The 20,834-nt window shown below is 37.6% G+C and carries 12 protein-coding genes; 6 read left to right on the top strand and 6 right to left on the bottom strand.

Going from position 1 to position 20,834, the window contains the following annotated elements; genetic code table 11:
• The first annotated feature begins 3 nt into the window (after positions 1–3).
• The 4 genes from ACVWYG_RS02920 (at position 4) to ACVWYG_RS02905 (ending at position 4,784) form a co-directional block, all read left to right on the top strand.
• Positions 4–840 carry a hypothetical protein gene (locus ACVWYG_RS02920; RefSeq protein WP_457268632.1) on the top strand — a complete coding sequence of 279 codons (837 nt, stop codon included), beginning with the start codon at positions 4–6 and terminating at the stop codon, positions 838–840.
• A gap of 107 nt (positions 841–947) precedes the next feature.
• Complete coding sequence (locus ACVWYG_RS02915; RefSeq protein ID WP_457268631.1) at positions 948–1,625, top strand: response regulator transcription factor; 678 nt, start codon at positions 948–950, stop codon at positions 1,623–1,625.
• Positions 1,625–2,941, top strand: coding sequence for a sensor histidine kinase (locus tag ACVWYG_RS02910; protein WP_457268630.1), 1,317 nt, complete (start codon positions 1,625–1,627; stop codon positions 2,939–2,941). The genes ACVWYG_RS02915 and ACVWYG_RS02910 overlap by 1 nt, the downstream gene beginning before the upstream one ends.
• A gap of 283 nt (positions 2,942–3,224) precedes the next feature.
• The gene (locus ACVWYG_RS02905) at positions 3,225–4,784 is read left to right on the top strand and encodes a carboxylesterase/lipase family protein (protein WP_457268629.1); all 1,560 of its coding nucleotides are present in this window, start codon (positions 3,225–3,227) and stop codon (positions 4,782–4,784) included.
• Between the two features lie 250 nt (positions 4,785–5,034).
• Here the strand turns inward: ACVWYG_RS02905 and ACVWYG_RS02900 are convergent, their stop codons facing one another.
• The 6 genes from ACVWYG_RS02900 to ACVWYG_RS02875 all read right to left on the bottom strand — a co-directional run bounded on the left by ACVWYG_RS02900 (position 5,035) and on the right by ACVWYG_RS02875 (position 16,405).
• A complete protein-coding gene (locus ACVWYG_RS02900) occupies positions 5,035–7,476 on the bottom strand; it encodes a glycoside hydrolase family 31 protein (protein ID WP_457268628.1) in 2,442 nt (813 codons plus the stop codon).
• A gap of 153 nt (positions 7,477–7,629) precedes the next feature.
• Positions 7,630–9,012, bottom strand: coding sequence for an alpha-amylase family glycosyl hydrolase (locus ACVWYG_RS02895; RefSeq protein WP_457268627.1), 1,383 nt, complete (start codon positions 9,010–9,012; stop codon positions 7,630–7,632).
• A 38-nt stretch (positions 9,013–9,050) separates the two neighbouring features.
• On the bottom strand, positions 9,051–10,127 hold the full coding sequence (locus tag ACVWYG_RS02890; protein WP_457268626.1) for a SusE domain-containing protein: 1,077 nt from the start codon (positions 10,125–10,127) through the stop codon (positions 9,051–9,053).
• Positions 10,128–10,137: 10 nt separating this feature from the next.
• The gene (locus ACVWYG_RS02885) at positions 10,138–11,622 is read right to left on the bottom strand and encodes a RagB/SusD family nutrient uptake outer membrane protein (protein WP_457268625.1); all 1,485 of its coding nucleotides are present in this window, start codon (positions 11,620–11,622) and stop codon (positions 10,138–10,140) included.
• Between the two features lie 6 nt (positions 11,623–11,628).
• Positions 11,629–14,592 (bottom strand): SusC/RagA family TonB-linked outer membrane protein, encoded by a 2,964-nt coding sequence (locus tag ACVWYG_RS02880; RefSeq protein ID WP_457268624.1) that lies wholly within the window; start codon positions 14,590–14,592, stop codon positions 11,629–11,631.
• Positions 14,593–14,782: 190 nt separating this feature from the next.
• Positions 14,783–16,405, bottom strand: a complete 1,623-nt coding sequence (locus ACVWYG_RS02875; protein ID WP_457268623.1) for a DUF6377 domain-containing protein — start codon at positions 16,403–16,405, stop codon at positions 14,783–14,785.
• 1,145 nt (positions 16,406–17,550) lie between these two features.
• Between ACVWYG_RS02875 and ACVWYG_RS02870 the strand changes: the two genes are divergently transcribed.
• Positions 17,551–18,696, top strand: a complete 1,146-nt coding sequence (locus tag ACVWYG_RS02870; RefSeq protein ID WP_457268622.1) for a glycoside hydrolase family 76 protein — start codon at positions 17,551–17,553, stop codon at positions 18,694–18,696.
• A gap of 9 nt (positions 18,697–18,705) precedes the next feature.
• A complete protein-coding gene (locus tag ACVWYG_RS02865; protein ID WP_457268621.1) occupies positions 18,706–20,832 on the top strand; it encodes a GH92 family glycosyl hydrolase in 2,127 nt (708 codons plus the stop codon).
• Positions 20,833–20,834 lie beyond the last annotated feature (2 nt).

Below are 20,834 nucleotides of genomic sequence, written 5' to 3'. Positions count from 1 at the left end.
CTTATGAGAAACTTATTTATTGTATTCATTTTTTTATCAACGCCATTATTTAGTTTTGGCCAAAAAGACACAACAGCTACAGAAAAGAAAAATACGTTAACCATATCCTCTCTTGTAAGTTCAAACGCAAATTATTACGGTCAAACGGCAAATGAAAGACTTCCATTTGCTTACTTGGATTTAAAATTAAAAACCACTTCTGGATTTTATATTTCAGGAGGGGGATACCAATTATTGTCGGAAAACAATTTTCCATCTGAATTACATTTAAGCACTGGATTTGAATTTGATTTGGGAGATCATGTAGATTTTGCAGTCGGTTACACCAGATCATTTTATTCCAAAGCCTCTCCATTACTTCAGGCATCAAACCCAAATAATGCAAGCGCAACACTTGGAGTAGATCATTTTTTCCGAACCGAGCTGACAGGCGATTACAGCTTCGGGCAATCTAAAGATGTGTTTATATCGTTTGATAATGCTAAGAATATTCTATTGGGGCAATTGGGTGAAAAAAATAGTTTCTTTTTAAAGCCAACGGTAAGCATAGTGGCGGGAACACAACGTTTTTACAATACCTATATCGAAGAACAGACGCTGCAAAGTGGTTTAGGTTCAATCTTGCCAATTTTAGGAGGAAATCAAGCACAAACTACTGAAACCACGAAAGAATCTACAGGGTTTAATCTGCGCTCGTATAATTTTATTCTTCCATTTATTTATTATCGTGGTAAAGGTGCTTTGTTGTTGTCTTATCAACTTTCGGTACTCAGCAATAAAGTGGCGCAAGGCAACCGATCAAATTCTTTCTTTTCTTTGGGATATTTTTATCAGCTTTAAAGAAAAAAGCGGCCATTATACTTGATGTTTTTTTTTCCGCCCGCCAATTGAAATGAATCTTGGCCATTCGCAACGCTTGCCTTAACCAATTAAAGCCATAAATTCGAATGAAAATATTATTAGTAGAAGACGAACATTCGTTGGCAGAGGAAATCATCAGCTTTTTAACAGGACTTCAATATGAATGTGATACAGTTGCCACGCTGAAGGACGCCAAGTTGATTTTAATGGATCGATATTTTGAGGTGATCTTATTAGATCTAGGTCTTCCGGATGGCAATGGTTTGGACATTTTGAAAACCATTAAAATAGACAAAATCGATTCCATAGTGATCATTTTATCTGCCAAAGGCGATATTGATCACCGCATTGCAGGCTTGGAACTTGGCGCAGATGATTATCTTCCTAAACCATTCTCGCTGGCAGAACTTCATGCCCGTATCCAGGCCATCATCAGGAGGAAATTTGCAAATCATGGGAATGTCGTGCAGGTAGGGGCGTTTGCGGTAGATATGGTTACGAGAATCATTACTTTCGAGGATCAGCAAATTTCGCTTTATCGGAAAGAGTTTGATATTTTGAGCTATCTAATTCTCAACAGAAACCGCCCGTTAAGCAGAAGTCAATTGTACGAACACGTTTGGGGAGACCTTAGTATTTCAAATGGCGACTCCAATTACATCGATGTCCACATTAAGAATATCCGGAAAAAACTAATTAGTTATGCACCAATAGATTGGCTGGAATCGGTAAGGGGAATTGGTTACAAAGTAAAATTATCCTAGTGAAATTAAACCACAAGCTGAATGCTTACTTCGCTTTATCTAAATTGATCGTTATTGGTCTTTTTATACTGTTGTTGCCCGTTATATTCAGTTGGTATTCTGTCTATACCATAGATGAATTTTTACGATTGCAGCGAAACGAAGTATTTAAGAATATAAAATCAAATGGTTTGGAATTTTATTTGGAGGGTGAGGATGCCTATGGCAGTTATACCATGCTTAAAGACGATTATATCGCCATACAACAAGTCGCTCCAAATGCATTAATCGACCCCAAGGAAATTGACGATAATACCCGAATTATTGGTAAAGATACTGCCGATTATCGGATATTAAAAAATGTATTCATCAATAAGAAAAAGTACTACATCCTCGAAATAGGCCGTTCTAGAGAAACCATTGAACTTTATAGCAGATTGATGCAAAATGTTGCTTTAGTTTTTTTGTTGATACTGCTCTTCATAACCATTATTCTTGATTTTTTTTATTCGAGGAGATTACTCAGGCCTTTCTGGGCGATTATAGACAAGCGATTGATGCAACAAAAATTCCCTTTTGATCTGAATTTTTTACCCATTAAGACCACAACTAAAGATTTTATTTTTCTTGATGATTCCTTGAAAGCCTTGATGGAGAGCACGACTAAAGCTTTCAACCGGGAGCGGGAGTTTACCGCAAATGCATCACATGAATTGCTGACGCCGATAAGTATTCTTCGCATTAAAATCGAGAATATGATGATTGATGAAGGTTTGAACGATAAGCAAGCGCTTAAATTGGCCGAAATGGACAATACCCTCGATCGGCTAGGGAGAATTGTAAAATCTTTATTGTTTCTGGCGAGAATTGATAGTGGACAGTATAAGAAATCAGATCAAGTTAGTCCGTATCACCTTCTTTCTGATATCATTAAAGAATTAAATCCACTTTTAGAAGATAAAAACATCACGGTTCAATTAAACATCAGGGAAGATTTACAGCTTAAAACAATGAATCAGGAATTAATCTTTCACCTGTTTTCTAACCTGATCAATAATGCCATACAATACAATAAACCAGGCGGTTCTATTCTAATAAGTGACGATGACCTAGGTGATGAGTACCGGATTTTGATTGCTGATACCGGACAAGGTATACGAACAGAAGATATGGAGCAGTTGTTTAGCCGTTTTTCGCATTATGAAGGGAACGGCAGACATGGATTGGGAATGTCGATTGTAAAAAGCATTGCTGATTATTTTCAGATCAAAATAGAAGTAAAATCATCAATAGGAGTGGGCACGACGATCAGTTTGACTTTTTTAAATGGTGTTTAATTTTAGTATTCATTCTTCCTGAGAAGTATTGATGGCAATAATGTTTTTGCAAATGATATGAAAACACTATTGGCAAACCCGAAAAAGGTCTGCAGACTTTTGAGGGTATAAAATACATTTTGAACTTTACATCTTATTTGAGCTTCTAAAAGTCTCGGCACGTTAGCCATTTAAAAGTTATTTTACTAGATTTGAGAAGAGTGTTCACGTTTAGTCTGAAGAAGTTTCTGTTGCCAATAGGATCTGTAAACATTTAATTTTCAAAACAAAAATTATTAGTGGTATGATAAAAAATGTATTTTTTCTCCTTCTAAGTTGCTTTGCGGTGTTGGCAAATGCGCAAAATATAGTCGGCTCGGCGCCTCGCGTTCAGGTTAAAAACGGAATACTCCAAGGAACTATTGAGCAAAGCGGTGTACATGCATTCAAAGGCATTCCATATGCGCAGCCACCAGTTGGTAATCTGCGTTGGAAACAACCACAAGCTGCTAAAAATTGGACAGGCATTCGTCCGGCAGATCATTTTGGACCACAGGCCATGCAGCGTTTTATCTATTCAGATATGATATTCCGCAGTGCGGGCAAAAGTGAAGATTGTTTATATCTCAACGTCTGGACTCCGGCAAAATCTGCTTCAGCGAAATTACCGGTATTGGTTTATATTTTCGGAGGGGGTTTTACTGCTGGCGATGGTTCTGAATATCGGTATGATGGCGAACACATGGCCAATAATGGGATTGTGAGTGTAACGGTGAACTATAGACTTGGGATATTTGGTTTAATGGCTTCGCCGGAATTGACAAAAGAATCTCCAAACCATTCCTCAGGAAATTACAGTTTACTTGATCAACATGCGGCTATTGAATGGGTAAAGAAAAATATTGCAGCTTTTGGCGGCGACCCGGATAAGATTACAATAGCGGGCGAATCGGCCGGATCCATGTCTGTAAGCGGTCAGATGGCTTCACCGTTATCAAAAGGCTTATTTGCAGGCGCCATTGGTGAGAGTGGTTCACTGTTAGGTAATTTATCTCCGGTGCCTCTTACAGATGCTGAGCAAATCGGCGTAAAATTCGCTACACAAGTTAAAGCCACCTCACTAGAAGATTTAAGAAAAATTCCTGCTGATTCGTTACTTAAATGGTCTGCTAACACACGTTTTCCCATCACCATTGACGGCTATTTTTTAGCTGAGTCTCCTCATTCCACCTTCGCTAAAGGTAAGCAAATGGATGTACCGCTATTGGCGGGATGGAATTCTGCCGAGGTAGATTTTCATTCGCTACTGGGCAAAGATGCAGCGACAGTAGAAAATTATAGCAATACCGTTAAAAAACTTTATGGCGATCGTGCAGAAGAAGTAATTAAATTATATCCAGCAGAAAAAGATGCAGATGTTAAACAAGTTGCAACAGATTTGGCATCTGATCGTTTTATCTCCTACGCAACTTGGAAATTTATTGACAGTCATAGCAAAACTAGCAATAAGCAGGTGTATCGCTACTTGTTTACTAAGTTACGTCCACCATTGATCGGTGCAGAGGAACCTGCAGAAAAACCATATGGCGCCAACCATGCCTCGGAGATTGAATATGCTTTAGGGAATCTCAGTTCCAATAAATTTTACAATTGGACACCCGAAGATTATAAAACATCAAAAATGATGGTAGCGTATTTTGCCAATTTTATTAAAACAGGAAATCCCAACGGTAAAAGTCTGCCAACATGGTTTAGCCTAAAAAGTGACGAAAATAAAATTATGATTTTAAATGAAGCGCCTCATTCAGAGTTGGATAAAACTAAGAATCGTTACCTGCTATTGGACACATTTTTTAATAAATAATTAATTCTGATTATTTTAAATCGTGTAATTCACATAAATTAACTTAAATACTTTTACTGAGAGATTGCCGAAATTAGAAGTGTAGGCCAAAATCTGCTTAAATAAACAGGTGCTTTTTATCATGATTTAAAGAAATTTTTTAAAAAGGATTTCTAACTATCTTTACTCAGAGGTTAAAATCCTGACATTAATACCTTGTTTAAGGTTGCCTTCAAAAAAAAATTGAGCGTTCTGATTAATCAAAGCCGGGCTAATAACTTAAATTCATTTCTTGATCAGAAAAACTTAGTGTAATGCTTTTCACCTTACAAAGTTTTGCTTGACTCGAGGCGCCTTGCGGATCTATATTTTGATTTGCTTGTAACCATAAAAAATCTTCGCTTTTTGTGGTCTTTCCATCCAAATTGTTTTCGCTATCAAAACCGTGCAAAATTATTTTAACAAACTTAAAGTGAGTTTTAAAGTTGCCTAGCGGTTTGGTAAAAATTATTTGCTTTTTTTTAGGATCGAAAGTGATCATTCTTTTATAAAAATCCCCTTTTTGGTAATCAAAGCTCGTTCCATCGTCCTCATAATAAACAAAGTTGTTTGCTTCTTTTCCGCTATATATGTGCACAGTCAAAGTGTCTGTAGGCTTTTCGCTTGTAGATTGGATAATAGAATGCGTCGGAATAATACTTCCGGCTTTTACAAAAACAGGAAGTTCATTTAAAGTTAATTTTAACACTCTAGATTTCTCTCCATCGGTTTTTTCGTCATTGAAGAGGTCATACCATTCGCCATTTGGGAAATAAACAGCGCCGTAATCTTTGCCATTTTCAAATGGCGCAACCATAAAAGCACTGCCAAACTGGTATTGATTTTGGAAATCTGTATTATATACATTTCCATCGAATGCATTATCAATAGCCAGAGATCGCATTAATGGCATTCCATTTTGGGTGGCCTCGTAAAAAGAGGAGTAGAGGTAAGGCATTAGTTGATACCGTAATGAAATATAATCTCTAGCTATATTCAATACATCTTCTCCGTAAGTCCAAGGTTCGGAGGATTTTGTGTTAAGCGCTGAGTGGTTTCTAAAGTAAGGATTAAAAGCACCAATTTCTATCCATTTGGCATATAATGCTGGTGATGCGCCACCAGTAAATCCGCCAATATCCATTCCCGTGAATGCAACTCCACTTAAACCCATGCTGTTCATTAATCTAACGCCTAATAACATATGGTCGCCTTCTGCCCGGTTATCACCTGTCCAAATGGCAGAATAGCGTTGTGCCCCTGCGTAAGATGCTCTAGTTAAAATGAACGGACGTTTTTTTAACTGTTCTTTAGCGCCTTCGTAGCTTGCTCTAGTCATTTGTAAGCCATAAACATTGTGCCCCTGCATATTCGAAGCCCCTTTTCCATCATAATCATAAATGATGTTATCTGGAGTTTTTTGCCCCCAAGTGGCAATTTCATTCATATCGTTCCAAATACTACTTATTCCGTTATTTGCAAAGAACCCAACTTGTTTGTGCCACCATGCTCTACCTTTTGGATTTGTAAAATCGGGGAAATTGCACCAGCCTGGCCAAACTTGGGCTGTATAGTTTTTGCCATCTGGGTATTTGAGAAAAATATTTTCCTTAAGGCCGCTTTGATAGGCCTTTGCATCTTCTTCTACTTTTATGCCTGGATCTACAATTACAGTGGTCTTAAAGCCTAACTCATCTAATTTAGAGGTCATCGCTATTGGATCTGGAAATCGATCTTTATCCCAAGTAAACAATTGGTATTTGTCCATATAATGGATGTCCAAGGTAATGCCATCTGCCGGAATCTTTTTTTCCCTTAAAGTTTTTGCAATTCTCAGTACCTCTGTTTGCGGATAATAACTATAACGATTTTGTTGATACCCTAAAGACCATTTTGCTGGCATTGGCATTCTACCTGTTAAGTAAGTGTAAGACTTAATAATGTCTCTAAGTTTTTTATGATAAATGAAATAATAGTTCATTTCGCCACCATGGGCGCCAAATGACGAAAAGCGATTGTTGCTAGCTCCAAAGTTAAAATCGCTTTGGAAAGTATTGTCTAGAAATAGGCCATAATTTAATTTGTGATGAATACCAATGTAAAAGGGAATGGTAACATATAAAGGATCTAGGTTTACGGCATACCCGTAATTGTCGGTATTCCAGTTGGTATAAGCACTTCCTTTTCTATCTAAATTGCCTGTTTTTTCTCCCAACCCAATAAAGCGTTCCTCCTCCTGTAATTTCTTGTACGTAGTTACATTATCGCCAACCCAAGAGGTGGCTAATCCCATTTCATCTTGATTAATAATTTGACCATCTATGGTATAAAAGGCAATAGAATATGGAGCTTTTTGGACAACTGTTTTTATTGAGTCTGTTAAAATTATTAGTTCTTTATCACTCTGTTTGATGGTAACCGATGTTTTTTCTGGCTTTCCAACTACGGCATAAGAAAAATCGTTTTGTAATTTTTGTTTATCCATTCTCACCCTAATTATGTTAGGTGAATACACTAAAACTTGTACGCTTGCAGTTGTTGTATTTATACTAATTGTTTGCCCTTTTATCGAAACAGATTTTACATCTCCAACTGATTTTACAGGATTATTCTGACCATAAACGATGCAAATATATAATTGGAACAGTAGGGGCAGATAAAGGTATTTTTTCATTAGGATAAGAAAATAGTTTATTATAAGTGATGTTTATAACGAGATGAGAAACCCCAAAACTTTAGGAAGTTAAGGATTTAAGCATCTAGTGTGTTTTTGATTTTAATAGGGTGCAAGAACTGCAACCATTTAGAAATTCTAAATTAACAGCCTCTATTTAGTTAAAACCATATGTTGATAGGGTTGCAAGTACAGCTGAGTGCCCAAGGTAACCTCGGCGTCCGTGAAAGCGTTTTTCCAACTACCTTGCAACGCGACGGGTATGTTATAAGTAGTTGCATTGCCGCGAAGACTCGCGATTACCAATACGTTCTGCTCTGATGTAGATTTTGTAAAGGCTGCAACATCATCACTGCTATATACAGACAAATCTCCCGTTTTTACCGCATTGCTAGTGTTCCTAAAGTGAATGATTTTTTTATACTCAGCAGTCATGTCAGGATTAGTCGCCCAATCGATGGGTGTATGGTAAAAGAAATCGATAGGTCTGGTGCAACCCACTTCTTGTCCATTGTAAATCATTGGTACACCTTTCATAAATGCGGTAACCAAAAAAGCCGACATAGACCCTGTTTTTCCGCCGTACACATTTATTGGATTGCCGTCACTTAAATATACATCATGATTGGTAATGTACCTCACCACCTGAGAACCTGGTAATGCCGAAGCAGATTCAGTAGTATTTATGTCTTGTAACCTAGTTGCAGAGATGCCATTTCCAAAAACTTTATTTTCCAGCGCATCGTAATAACCGAAACCATACACCATTTGGAACCCTGCTTTAAAATGATCTGCCCTTGTTCCTTCTGCAAGCATCAATAATTTATGAGTGGTAATACCTCTCAATGCGTCTATGGCCTGTTTCCAAAAATCCAATGGAACAAAGTCTGCTGCATCACAACGGTAACCATCAATATTGGCATTGAAGATCCAGTATTTCATCGCATCAATCATCGCCAAACGCATGTCTTTATTGTTAAAATTAAGCGCTGCAACATCTTTAAAGTTGGTTCCCACCGGCGAAATAATGTTTCCATCTGCATCTTGCTGATACCAGCTTTTATTGCTAATCCAATCATTGTCCCAAGCAGTGTGGTTGGCTACCCAATCTAACATTACGGCCATGTTTCTTTCGTGCGCAGCGGCGACAAGACTTCTCAAATCATCCATGTTGCCAAACTCTGTATTTACCGCTTTATAGTCTTTAACAGCATAGGGGGAACCTAAACCACCAGCAGATTTTAGCACTCCAACGGGATAAACTGGCATAAGATAGACTACGTTTACACCCAATGCTTTTATAGAATCCATTCTGGCTGTTACACCCTTTAATGTGGCATCTTGGCTAAAAGCTCTCACATTTACTTGATAGATTACTGCATCAGATGGGGTTGGTACAGCCGTAAACGGTGTGCCGTATTGAGGATATGATGAATCTGGCACCACTGAAGATGCATCTTTTTTGCAAAAGGCAAAAAGAGATATACTTAAAAACAGAAATGCCTTTATCATAAATTTATTTTTTGAGTATTTCATTTGTTTAGTTGCTAAAATATCCATGTTTTAAATGGGATTTAATTTTTTCTTAATTTATAGTTGTAATTTGATGGGTCGCTTAAATCTAACGTAATGGTATAATTGCCGCTAGATGGCACTGTGATATTATTTACCGTTCCATCATAACCGTATATAGGACTGTCTGCATAGGCTAGTTTTCCATCAGCGTCTACTCCAAAATCAATTGTCCACGCATTATTTGCTCTAAATTTAAACGATCCTGTGGCGCTCATATCTGCAGTAACTGTCCAAACTTTTGTAGATGGGTTGTAAGCGAGCTGAGTATCAGTGCTCCATCCACCGGGCGAAGCATCACCTAAAATAGACCAAGTGGTTTTGGTTGCAGACCAGGTATTGGTATTTAAATTAACGGAAACTAAGTTGTAGCCATCTTCTGAAGTTATAAGTCCACCCGCGTTGCCGTCAACAGTTATATTTCCACCACCTGCATCTCCATAGTTAATGTGGTTCCAATCTTGTGCAGTAGTCATTTTAAAATACTTTGTCCCCCCTGCTGGAACAAATATATATCCTTCGTATATTTTTGGCTTCAAAGCAGCGGCCGTCGGGGCAGTTGCAGGCGACCATCCTTGGTAGTCGCCGGGAATGTATAGTAATGGATAGACGGCTTTTGTTATGTAGGTTTTTACATGTAGCGAAATTGCCCTGCTATACGTAGGGCGGTCTTGGTAAGCCTTTACTCGAAACACGAGCGTGCCGTCGGCTCCTGCTGCAATTCCCATTGCCATAGCTAAAATATTTAAATCCTTGCCTTTGTAAGATTTACTCAGCACATCGTTGCCAATGGCAACGCTTGTTGCATTTCCCCATGCAGCGCTTCCAACGGTATCAGCAGGGACATCAATCTCAAGCGTGTACGTTACAGATGCTTTTATAGGAAAGCTTACGGAAGGCCAAGAAAATGCTACCACCACCGAACTATCGGTAGCTGGAGATAATTCTACTGCCGATTTGTTCACGGTTAAGTTCGAGCTGAAAGAAACCGGTTTTAGCACCGTTAATTCTTTCTCTTTTTTACAGGATTGTAAGATTCCTGCACAGAGAATGATAAAAAGATAGATCGATTTTTTCATTTTTATAAGATTAATAGCCTGGATTTTGTTTTAAACTTGTATTTGCGTCAAGCGCACTAGTTGGAATTGGAAATAATAACCTGAATGCGGGAACGGCAGGTGCAAAATCATGGGCGAGCAAAAATTTGTTAAACCGAATCATGTCTTGTCTACGATGTCCCTCCCAATTGAGCTCAAAACCGCGTTCGTTATAAACATCTTCTAAAGTCGGATTTGTCGCCAAAGCCGCTATTCCTGCCCTTTGCCTAATCTGATCTATAAATGGTTTGGCCGCTGCTGCATTGTTTAAACGAACGTGGCATTCTGCTTTCATCAACAAAATGTCTGCGTAGCGATAAATTGGGAAATCATTCGATTCGCCGCTTCCATTTTGTGGTGGTACGGGAAAAAACTTAACACCTCTAATGCCCTCATTTGGCCCTGCACCTGGATTATCTAAAGAAGTTACATCCATAGAATAGGTTACGCCACCCGGTTGCGCGCCAACGAGAAATTGTTTTCTCCTAATGTCGTTAGGATCGTATCTTTCATAATAAGGTCTTGGAACAATTGTTCCGTTCCATCCGCTGAAACCAAATAAGGCAACACCGTTTGCGCCATTTACACTGCGAAGCGCGTAAATGTTTCTAGAAACAATATCTGCAGTTGCGTAAATAGATAGAATGGTTTCGTCTTCTGGAAGTTTATCTCCAAAGAGTTCGTAGTACTGGTATCCAAGCGGACTTGCAGCATTTGCTCCACCTGGGTGAAGCGTAAATCCGCCTTCAGAAACTTTATCACAAGCGGCAAGACATTCTGCCCATTTCGGTGTACTTGTGTAAACTTCAGCATTTAAATAAACCTTCGACAATAAGGCATATCCGGCCCATTTATTAAATCTTCCATAGTAAGCGCCGCCCTCTGTTTCCGCGAGCTTATCGATATTTTCGTTAAGTTCCTTCACAATAAAATTGTAAACCGTCGCTCTGCTTGCTTGTGAAATTTTATCAACCGTGATGTTATTGTCCGTGTAGAATGGTACCGAACCAAAATCATCTATCAAAAGATAATAGAAAAAGGCCCGCAGTACTTTCGCTTCAGCAATTTTAGATGCTTCGGCATTTGATTGAGATAACTGATCTACGGCTAAATTTGCTGTATAAATAGACTTGTAAAGCCAATTCCATGTGTTGTTTATAATTGCGGACGTTGGCAACCATTGGCGCTGATAAAGCTGCGCAAAATCCAATTGCCAGTCTCCGGTATTGCGATGTGGAATTACTTGTTCATCTGACGACATGGTATTCAAATCATACCAGCAATTATCTGCGCCTGCATAACCTGTACCCCAATTTCCGGAAACTTGCGAGTACACATTCGCAAGCGCAATGTCTGCTCCTTTTGGCGAGCTATAAAATTCTGAAGCCGAGTACTTGTCGTAAACACTTTCATTTATCTTTTTGCAGCCCTGGGTTGTCAATGCGATAACTGCAAAGGCTATTAATGTCTTTTTCATGTTTTCTTATTTGAAAGTTGCGTTTAAACCTAGAGCAAATGTTCTGGTTCTTGGATAAATTCCACCGTCTGAACCCGAACCATTGCCACCACTTACATTAAGTTCAGGATCTATTCCTGTATACTTAGTAATCAATAACAAATTTGTACCCGTAAGCGAGAACCGAAGGGCACTGAGGTACTTTATCTTCTCCGTTTTTACTGTGTAACCGAAAGAAAGGTTTTCCCACCGTAAAAAAGCACCATTCTCTAGCCAAAGGTCAGAACTGTATTGCGAGGTGTACAGGCCTATCGGGATGGCACTCTCTAGTACATTTGATTTTCCTAAATTCTCGAAATAACTTAAGCTTGGTTTTATGGTGTTGTAAATTTTGTTTCCTCCCGAGCCTCTCCAAACCATTGAAGCATCGAAATTTTTATACCTAAAACTTGGTGTAAACGCATAGTTGTATTTTGGAATGGCAGATCCTTCAAAAACTCTGTCTGCGCTTTGATTTCCCTGATCAATTACACCGTCGCCGTTTTGATCAATTACCGTTTCTGCATTAGAAGCATCTTTTCCACTGTGCTGAAGTATGTTGAACGTTCCGATCGGCTGACCGGCAATAAGGTAGGAATTTATTCCCCATGAAACATAATTGGTATTTAATGGAATGCCCGCGACAGTACCGCTCAAACTAAGTACTTTGTTTTTAAGCAAGGAACCGTTTCCTGCAAGCGTTAACACCGTGTTTTCAGTTTTAATTACGTCGTAACTTAAAGTAAGTTCAAGCCCTTTATTCTCTAAACTTCCTACGTTGGCCGTAATGTTTGGATATGGAAAAGGTGGTTGTGGAACCGTGTAGCCAAATAATAAATTGTCTGTCGTGGCAGTAAAAGCATCTACTGTTCCGGTCAAACGCCCTTTAAGCAATCCAAAATCCAAACCGATATTTGTTTGTTTACGCGTTTCCCAGCGCAAATCTGGATTCGCATTTTGGCTGATCACAAAATTGGTGATCGGCAAACCGCCAAAATAGGTTACGCCAGAATAACCTACCAATTGCAACGAACCTTGTGGCGAAAGCCCTTGTTGGTTTCCGGTGATGCCGTAGCCACCACGAAGCTTAAGCAGGCTAAAAATTTTCTGATTTCTCATAAATGGCTCTTCATCTATTTTCCAAGCAACAGATGCTGAAGGAAAATCGCCCCATTTATGGTTTACGCCAAACACCGATGAACCATCTCGTCGATAACTTGCTGTAACTAAGTAGCGGCTCATATAAGAATAATTTATCCGGCCCAGGAACGAAACAAGGTTTCTGTCATTTTTGTACGAAGATAGATCGCCCGGAGTAACTTTTGATAAATCACCAAGTTGTAGGGCATTGTAAGTCGCAATGTCATTTATAAATCCTTTTGCCTGCGCAAAATTTCCATTATAGGTTTGACCTTGCGTTTCGTAAACGGCAACGGCATCTAACTTGTGATCGCCAAAATTTACCTTGTAGTTTAAGCTAATGTCCATCAATTTCTCATCATTGTGAAAGTTGTTGATGTTTGCAATTCCTTGATTGTCTATTGCTGCTGCCACGGTAGATATTGCTGGAAGATAGTAGCCAGAATTTCCATCCACTTTTCTCCAGCTGCCAAACCAACCTACACTTAAACCCTTATACAAGTTCAGATCTGCCCTAAAACTTCCAAACAAACTATTTATGTGATTTTCGTTTACCACAGTATTGGCTACCGCATAAGGGTTAATGTATTGAAATACATTGGGGTCAGCATAATAAGTTCCATCAGTGTTGTAAACTGGATCGGTAGGCCTACTTACATAGGCATTTGTAATTAAATTAGAGCGAAAACTTGCTCTTCCTACGCCTGTTGGACTATAATTGGTATTGTTAATGCCATTGTTTAGGTTCATCGTTAACGTAAGCTTCTCATCAAAAGCTTTTTGTGTAGCTTGAATTCTACCTATATAATTTTTATAGTTGGATTTAATGACTGAGCCAGTTTGCAAAATTGCTGAAAGTGAAGCTCTGTAATTAAAACTGTTTGCACCGCCGCCAAAAGCAACAGTATGGTTTTGTGTTACGCCAGTCTGTGTTAGTAAACCGTACCAATCTGTACTAGAACCGTGGTTTGCCGACGCAGGAATGCCATACAATTGCGCTTGTTCCCACCACTGCGTTGCATTTAATGTTTTCAACCCTTGTGGGAGAACATCTATTGAAGCATTTGCGGTATAATCTACGCTAGATTGGCCTGCTTTGTTCTTTTTGGTGGTGATGATAATTACACCTGGCGCTCCACGCGAACCATAAATGGCGGTTGCAGAAGCATCCTTCAACACATCTACAGATTCAATTTCGCTTGGCGGGACTTGATTAAGAAGATCCAAATTGCCCTGCACACCATCGATAACCACTAAAGGATCATTGCCACCGATAAGAGAGGTTATTCCTCTAATTCGCACACTAGGGGAGGTTCCCGGCTCACTTCCGGTCTGTGTAATGTTTACCCCGGCAGCTTTGCCCGCAAGTTGTTGTAATGGATTTGTTATTGGGCCTGGGTTTAAATCCTTACTGCCAATGGAAGCTACCGAACCAGTAAGATCGGATTTTTTTACAGTTCCATAGCCAATAACGGCAACGTCATTTAAGGTTTGAGCTGATGGAATCATCTTAAAGTTAATTGTTAAAGCGCCTGAAAGAAAAACGGTTTTAGACTGCGGCTCGTAACCTATGTAGGTTGCCATTATTATCTGTTCGCCATTTGTAATGCCTGAAATTTTAAAATGACCGTTATTATCTGTTACTGTTTTTGTATTAAAACCTTTTACAGAAATTACAACTGCAGGGAATGGTTGATTGGTTTCATCCACCACTTTTCCTTCTATCGAAGATTTTTGAGCGAACACTCCGGTAAAAAAATTTGCCAAAAAAAGTGTTAAAACCAGTTTAAACACTAAGTAATTTTTTCTCATAAATAAAAAAGTTATTTGGTTAAAATATTCGGTTGGTCACGAGTAGTTCCGAATGTTCAAAGAAAATAAACTTTTGAATGCTTGGCAATGGGTCTACAACCTAATATAAAAAGTATAATTATCGATATTTCATAACTAATTAAATTTTAACCAGTTATAGAATATAAAAATCGGGATAATATAAAATATATTAAAAAACAGGAGAAGTAATCGCAGCAGTAAAGCCCATCAATTTCTTCTCAAACTCATCATTGTTGACGATTGATTTCGTTTTTACCCTATTTTTATAAGCGTAGATGGTGTTCATAGAATAACCAAGAATTTTAGAAATTCGCTCATTGTCATGAATTCCGATCCGGATGAGGGCGAAAATACGCAGCTCCGCATTCATCAATTCGTCGTTATTTAAAACAATTTTATCTTTTGGGAGGAAAAGACCATTAAAATCTACAATAAAATCTGGGAAGACTTTTAAAAAAATTTTGTCGAACGTATTTAAAAGTTCCTTTCGTTCTTCATCCAAATGAAGTGTTTGCAAGCTGCGTAGGGCATCATCGAAACTCTTATTCTGCAACTTTTTTTCTATTGTTTTTTTAAAGCGTTCTAATTTTTCTAGATAGCGTGAATTAATATTGAAGTAGTAACCAATGTAGTCGTTTTTAAGTGCATTTGCTTCTGCTAGATTTTGATTTACACGGCGTAAATTGTCATTGGCTTCTAGAATGACTTCGTCCGCTTTCTTTAATTTTTTTAACTGTTTAAAGATGATTATAGAAAAAAACACAACTGAAACAACCAGTATTGTAATAAGTAAAGAGTAAATAAACAACTGCTGTCGCTGCGCCTCTATCGCCCTTATTCGTTCACCTTCTATAATGGGCATAATGATGCCAACTTGGATCTCACGATGCCTTGCTCCGTAGAAATTAGCATCCTCCATTGCTTGCTTAATGTAAGTGTAAGAGTTTATTATATCCCCATCCTTATAAAGCAAATCTGAAAGACTTAGTAAAGCTGTTGTTTCTTTCGTTCCAGATTTTATATCGGCGATTGCTGCCTCAACCAGAAGTTCTAATGCTTTTTTGGTTTTACCCTTTTGGTTGTAGAGATAGGCAAGGGTACTGGCATTAATTGCATATTTACGTAGATCTGTTTTGTTTTTAACTAACTTCTGATACTGTATTATCGCTCGATCAAAATCCCCTTCTCTTAAGAGTTTCAAACCATCTAAAAATTGGTATTCATAAGAATTTGAAGGCAGAATCGATAATGCTTTTTTTATATATTCACCACCAATACGGTTATATTTTTCAGTCAGGGTAACATTTCGATCAAAATCTGCAAGATCGTAATAGCTGCGCGAGGCAAGTGCATAGTATTCAATTTTTTGATTTCCTGTTAGTTGGTTGGAATCAATATCGTTTAAAATTTCAAAAGTTTCCTTAAACATGCCCGATGAAAGCATCGTAAAACCAAGTTTTAACTTTGCATATGCAATCCTGTCTTGGTCTTTCCACCTAGTTGCTTCTTTAAGCATTAGGTTGGAATATGTAAACGCAGAATCGTAGTTAAAGGTTTTATATTCTTCGTAGAGGCTCAAATATCCCTCATACCTAGTGTTTTTGTTCGTAGATTGTTGTAATTTTTTTTTTAAGAGCTCAATTTTGCCCAACTTAAGGTTTATATAAATTCGCTCATTTTTTAGGGTTGAATTTAATTTTATAAGCACGCTGTCCACACCCTGCTCGGCCAAGCAAACATGGCCATTTATACATAGGAGTATTGCAACTAGATATTTAAAATTAATGAACATTATAGGATAGTTGACTTTCTAAAATGTGTTATTGGAAAGATTTTAAATATCGCATTAAATAAGTTATAATTAGTCTTTTTTAGAGTTTGTCAAATTTTTGGACTCAGAAATTTGTAACCAAAATAAAACGCATCGAGCATAGAAATACTTCTAAGTCCGCTAATCAACACTTTTTTTGTTTTTAATATTTTTTCGATCGCGTAAACTGAAAGATTTTGCAATAAAATTCCGCAAAATTCGAAAGGATCTCATTTTATGGAGAAAATTAAATTGGTAAGAAATTGGATAAAATTTTTTTATTTTCTAAAAACACGACTCATCCTGAAGCTACTTGTTTCTAAAATCAATAAATTTAAAGCAGTATTCCTAAAAAATAAGAATGTGGAAATTGTGCTCAGACGTAAGCCATTTGACAGGATCGGTACATTGAGCAACCTGTTCGTAAAACATGAGCCCCTATTGGTTAGGGATGGTGAAGTTTTAAATCGGCTGGTATTTGTCTGTCTTATTAAAGTCTTGCACAAATGCCCGTGCCGCCTATAGGGTAAAAGGAATTAAGCTGCTGATCTTCCATCCACTCAAGGATGAGATGCAGTGTCCTTGGTGTAACTGTTTTTCAGGTAAATAAATTGAAGTACACCGCTTGGAAATAGATTTTGGAACGCGTTTGGAAAATTTAATAGCGAAACAGTTCAATTAATTTGACATAAATATACTTTGTTATTGCAAAGTATCGTTTTTAGGAACTCTAAACGCCTTTTGGGTAAAATTTCAACCTTGCTGATTGGCTGTTTTTTCCTTTTTTATTCTTACGCATGCATCCTGATCATCTTATAGACCGAATAAGTCTTAGAAGACTGTTAAAGCCTATATCATCTTTTTTTTTCAGGTTACCTATTTCCTGTAAACGTTTTAAGCATTTTGATAAAATCTATGCAACAAATGTACGATTTGTCAACAAAAATGTACAATTATCTTATTTAGCAGCTCGTTTAAATATTAAGTTTGTAGATATTTAAGCAGAGTGTCTTCTTAATAAGTCTACCTAGATGAGTTAAAAATGGCCCAAAACATAACCAATAAGCGCAAGTTTAATTTTGTAATGGTTAAATTAAATCGTTTATTGTTAACCAAATTATCTATTTATGAATATCACCAAAAAATGCCTTGTTATTGCTATATGTCTTACGTCTTTTTCTAGCTTTATATTTGCACAGAAAACAATAAAAGAAGAGGTTGGCTTTTATAAGAATGAAATGCATTTGTTCCAATCGGCAATTGACAAAAACTTTTATGATAAAGCATCTGGCTATTATTCTATCGTGGTAGATACTACGCAGTGGGAAGTGAAAAATGGTTTTCTAAGAAAATACACTTATTTATGGGCGCATTGTGCGCTTTACCAAGCGGCGAATGAAATACAGAAATTAGCGCCGAAAGATGGTCTAATGGCTAAGATAGAAAAACAACTTGCCTATTATTACGACCCTGCCCCGCCCGCACCAGGTTACTCTGATTATATTATGAAGTTGAAACCCGGAGAGCGGTATTACGATGATAATGAGTGGATCGGGATAACGGCTTTAGATGCGTACGCACGCACAAAACAAAAAAAAGACCTCGACCAAGGAAAAGCAATGTACAAATTTATGATGACCGGTCACGATCAAGTTTTAGGCGGCGGCTTGTATTGGAAAGAAGGTTCTACAAGCTCTAAAAATACCTGTTCTAATGGCCCTGGTGTGTTGGTTGCGCTTCAACTTTACCAAGCCACCAAAAACAAAATGTACCTAGACACGGCGTTGAAAATTTTTAATTGGACAAATGCAAAATTGCAGGCACCTAATAAGTTGTATTACGATAATATAAAAACTGTAGATGGTAAGTTAGATAAGCCTATTTTATCCTACAATACGGGTACCATGCTAGAGTCTTATGTGTATTTGTATGAGATTACTAAAGACAAAAAATATCTGCAAGAAGCGAATGCCATTGCAGATAGCACGCTTGATTTCTTTTACAGTCGCGAAAAATTTAGAGACGGATATTGGTTTAATGCAGTAATGTTAAGGGCTTATCAGCATTTATTAAAATACAACAAAGACACCAAATATGTTATGGGCTTTAAAAAGTGCCTAGATTACGCATTGCAGAATGAAAAAAATGCAAAAGGGATATTTACAGGCAAGGACGGCGTACAAAACTTAGTTGAACAAGGCGGAATGCTAGAAATACTTGCCCGCTTTGCTTGGTTGGAGCAAAACAACTATTTAGCAAGCAACAAACATTAGTTTATTTAGATGAAAAAAAATATTCTAGCAATTGTTTTAGTCTTGGCTTCGGTAGGTATTTCAAATGCTCAAAAATCTTACACCGATTATGTGAATCCCTTTTTGGGAACGGCAACTTTGTTGGATAGCGTAGATATTGGATATAAGCCAACCCACCGAACTTGGGGCGGCGAGACTTTTCCTGGCTCGTCTTTACCAAATGCCATGGTACAAGCAACGCCAGTAACGCAATTTCATAGCGGTTCAGGCTATCAATATGAAGACAGCGTAATTTATGGTTTTGCGCATTCTAGTAAAGGCCATTGGAACTTGTGTAATGTCCCATTCATGCCGGCTACTGGCGATATTAACCCCGATGATTATAAATCTGCTTTTAGTCATAAAAACGAATCTGCACATCCTGGTTATTATCAAGTTTATTTAGAACGCTACAATATAAATGCAGAATTGACCTCTACATTAAGGTGTGCCTTTCATAAATATAACTTCAAACCAGGAGCGCCAGAGAAATTAATTGCAGATTTATCTATGTCTAACGAACGCGTACAAAGTTGGAACATTGAGCAGGAAAGCGAAAATGTCTTTTCAGGTTTTCAGCAAACCGGCGGCAAAATGTATTTCTACGCAGTTGCCAATCACAAAATAAAAAATATTGACTCTCTAAAAGGCAAAAAGAAAATTTTGCCAGTTGTAAATTTTATTAATACGAATGGACCGTTAGAATTGCATATAGGCTTTTCTTTTGTAAGCGTTAAGAATGCCAAAGATAACCTTCAGAAAGAAATGCTTAGCAAAAGTTTTGCTCAGGTAAGAAAAGAAGCAACCAAGACATGGGAAACACTTCTGTCGAAAATTAAGGTAACTGGCGGTACAGAAAGACAATTAGGTTTATTCTATTCTACCCTTTACCGTTCTTTTTTATGGCCTGTTTTGCGTAGCGATGTGAATGGAGAATTTACAGATGAAAGCAACAAAGTGGTAAATAAAGGTTTTAGCTATTATTCTACGCCATCATTGTGGGATACTTACCGCAACAAATTGGTTTTAATGGCCACACTTGAGCCGGAATTAACCAACGACGTGATTAAATCTCTGATAGATAAGGGTGAAAAATCCGGTTTTATGCCTACTTTTTTTCATGGAGATCATGCTGCGCCTTTTATTGCAGGTTCATATTTACGTGGAATAAAAAACTATGATGTAAAAAGCGCTTATAATTTGCTGTTACGTAATGCAACGCTTGCAAATAGAAGCCGTCCGCATATTTTAGAATATATAGAAAAGGGTTATGTGCCAGAGCAAGATTTGGCAAAACCTGCTTTACAAACTGTGGCCAATGCCGCAGTTACAAAAACGCTAGAATATGCATATGATGACTATGCTGTGGCTCAATTGGCTAAAGCATTAAATGATACTGCAAATTATAATATGTTGATGAAAAGAACTAAAAACTATAAAAATGTTTTTGATCCATCAACAGAGTTTATGCGTGGTCGTCTTGCAAACGGCGATTGGGTAAAAAACTTCGATCCAACTTTTATCTATTACGAATACATGTATAGAGAAGCAAATGCTTGGCAATCTACTTTTTTTGTACCACACGATACAGAAGGAATGATAAGTCTTTATAAAAGCAAAGCCGACTTTGAACAAAAAGTAGATGGCCTCTTTAATACACCTTTTCACGGTAACGAAGCCGACAATATTTCGGCCTTTATTGGTCAATATTGCCATGGGAATCAACCAGATCACAGCTCGCCTTTTATGTATTATTTTGTTGGTAAACAGGAAAAATCTCAAGTAATATTAGACAGCATTATGAACAATTTTTACGATATGGGCAAAGACAAACTTGCTTATGCGGGTATGGATGATGCTGGTGAAATGTCTGCATGGTATGTTTACAACGCGATGGGATTTTATCCATTTTCGCCAGCGGACCCAAAATATATTGTATCCGTACCAATTTTTGATAAGGTAGAAATGAATGTTGGTGGCAAAACGTTTACCATTACCAAAAAGAACAGTGGCAAAAAAATTATGGATATAAGTTATGGCGGAAAAAAAATTAATAATTATTTTATTTCTGATGCCGAACTTAGACAAGGTAAAACAATGGTAATAACCACAAAATAACC

It is taken from the genome of Pedobacter sp. UYEF25 (genome assembly GCF_054061655.1).
The sequence above is the reverse complement of the archived record's forward strand: the minus strand, read 5'-3'. Positions and strand labels throughout refer to the sequence as shown.

Excerpts from the sequence above, each read along its gene's own strand:
- ACVWYG_RS02920 (WP_457268632.1), top strand. The coding sequence starts at position 4 with ATGAGAAACTTATTTATTGTATTCATTTTTTTATCAACGCCATTATTT.
- ACVWYG_RS02915 (WP_457268631.1), top strand. The coding sequence starts at position 948 with ATGAAAATATTATTAGTAGAAGACGAACATTCGTTGGCAGAGGAAATC.
- ACVWYG_RS02905 (WP_457268629.1), top strand. The coding sequence starts at position 3,225 with ATGATAAAAAATGTATTTTTTCTCCTTCTAAGTTGCTTTGCGGTGTTG.
- ACVWYG_RS02900 (WP_457268628.1), bottom strand. The coding sequence starts at position 7,476 with ATGAAAAAATACCTTTATCTGCCCCTACTGTTCCAATTATATATTTGC.
- ACVWYG_RS02895 (WP_457268627.1), bottom strand. The coding sequence starts at position 9,012 with ATGAAATACTCAAAAAATAAATTTATGATAAAGGCATTTCTGTTTTTA.
- ACVWYG_RS02890 (WP_457268626.1), bottom strand. The coding sequence starts at position 10,127 with ATGAAAAAATCGATCTATCTTTTTATCATTCTCTGTGCAGGAATCTTA.
- ACVWYG_RS02885 (WP_457268625.1), bottom strand. The coding sequence starts at position 11,622 with ATGAAAAAGACATTAATAGCCTTTGCAGTTATCGCATTGACAACCCAG.
- ACVWYG_RS02880 (WP_457268624.1), bottom strand. The coding sequence starts at position 14,592 with ATGAGAAAAAATTACTTAGTGTTTAAACTGGTTTTAACACTTTTTTTG.
- ACVWYG_RS02875 (WP_457268623.1), bottom strand. The coding sequence starts at position 16,405 with ATGTTCATTAATTTTAAATATCTAGTTGCAATACTCCTATGTATAAAT.
- ACVWYG_RS02870 (WP_457268622.1), top strand. The coding sequence starts at position 17,551 with ATGAATATCACCAAAAAATGCCTTGTTATTGCTATATGTCTTACGTCT.
- ACVWYG_RS02865 (WP_457268621.1), top strand. The coding sequence starts at position 18,706 with ATGAAAAAAAATATTCTAGCAATTGTTTTAGTCTTGGCTTCGGTAGGT.